The sequence below is a fragment of the Frankia sp. AgKG'84/4 genome (assembly GCF_023242965.2).
Classification (GTDB): domain Bacteria; phylum Actinomycetota; class Actinomycetes; order Frankiales; family Frankiaceae; genus Frankia.
This window is the reverse complement of sequence record NZ_JALKFU020001078.1, coordinates 1-1,478: the sequence shown is the minus strand read 5'-3', so window position 1 is coordinate 1,478 and position 1,478 is coordinate 1. Positions and strand designations below refer to the sequence as shown.

Here is a 1,478-nt window from a genome sequence, read left to right as displayed (position 1 = left end):
GCCCCGGACTGCCTGACGACGCCTTCGAGCACGACGGGCAGATCACGAAGCGGGAGATCCGGGCGGTGACGCTGGCCCAGCTTGGCCCCGAGCCGGGCGAGCTGCTGTGGGATGTCGGCGCCGGTTCGGGCAGTGTCGCCGTCGAGTGGCTGCGGACCCATCCGGCCTGCCGGGCGATCGCGATCGAGCCGCGGGCGGACCGGGCCGAGCGGATCGGCCGCAACGCGGCGGCGCTCGGCGTCCCGTCGCTGCGGGTCGTCCTCGGCAGTGCCCCCGCCGCCCTCGCGGGGCTGCCGACCCCGGACGCGATCTTCGTCGGCGGCGGGGTGAGTGGCGCCGGGGTCCTCGACGCCTGCTTTGCGGCACTGCGGGGGCAGGGCCGCCTCGTGGTCAACGCGGTGACGCTGGAGTCCGAGGCCGTGCTGGCCGACTGGTACGCCCGCCGGGGCGGCGAGCTGGTGCGCCTGTCGGTGAGCCGGGCCTCGGCGGTCGGCCGGTTCACCGGCTGGCGGCCCGCGATGCCGGTGACGCAGTGGACGGTCTGGCCGGTCGGGGCGGCCGCGGCCGGCTGATCAGCCGAGCAGGTCCAGCACGCAGCGGTCGGCGGGGCCGCCGGGGATCGCGTGGTCCGGGGCGGCGAGGTGGCGCCGCCAGTGCTCCTGCGCGCCGGCCACATCGCCGAGCTCGATGAGGTCGATGAGCGTCGCGTGGACCTGGCGGGTCACCCGGGCCCCCAGGCGGCGCTGCGCGGGGGCGACCGGGTCCAGCCGCTCGCCGGGGGAGGCGGTGTGGCCGGGCTGACCGTTGGTGATCTCGACAATGTGCTGCAGCATGCCGGTGAGCACCGACAGGGACTTGTTGCCGGTGAGTTCGACCACCGCCAGGTGGAAGGCGGACTGCGCCGCGGTCAGGTCCGCCGCCGTCAGCTCCGTCGCCTCGGCCTCGATCTCGTCGCAGGCGGCGAGCAGGTCCCGCAGCGCCCCGACGTCGGCCGGGTCGCGGCGCTCGGCGAGCAGGGCGGCGCACGGCGGCTCGAGCACGGCGCAGGCCTGGTGGACATCGCCCAGCGTGGCGCCGCGATGCTCCAGGACGAGCCCGGCGTACCGCGCGGCGACGACGGGGCTGGGCGCGTGGACGCGCGCACCGCCATGCGCCCCGCGGCGCACCGAGATCAGTGCCTCTGCCTCGAGCACCCGGAACGCCTCGCGCAGCGTCGGGCGGGAAACGCCGAACTGGGCCATCAACGCCGGTTCCGGCGGGAGCGAGTCACCTTCGGACAGCTCGCCGCGGATGATGCGCCGCCGTAGCTGGCTGGCGACGAGTTCCGCCGTCTTCGGCACCCGCACCCGGCTGCCGACCGGCGCTGTGCTGACCCGCAGCGCGCCGAGTGCGTCAGGAAGGTGGTCCGGTACGGCACCCCCGTACGGGTTCACCGCCGACGACGTGGCGCCGTGGCTGCCGCAGCCGGCGGACTGGGC

Annotated in this window: 2 protein-coding genes; one reads left to right on the top strand and one right to left on the bottom strand. The window is 76.2% G+C overall.

Translation table 11 applies throughout. The features are described 5' to 3' along the window. Positions 1 to 572: precorrin-6Y C5,15-methyltransferase (decarboxylating) subunit CbiT (cbiT, locus tag MXD58_RS27420; protein ID WP_250610925.1), on the top strand; the 572-nt coding region annotated here is incomplete at its 5' end. Here cbiT and MXD58_RS27415 read toward each other — a convergent pair. Continuing rightward, positions 573 to 1,478, bottom strand: a 906-nt coding sequence (locus tag MXD58_RS27415) for a FadR/GntR family transcriptional regulator (protein WP_374616724.1), incomplete at its 5' end; no start/stop codon positions are given. It lies immediately after the preceding gene.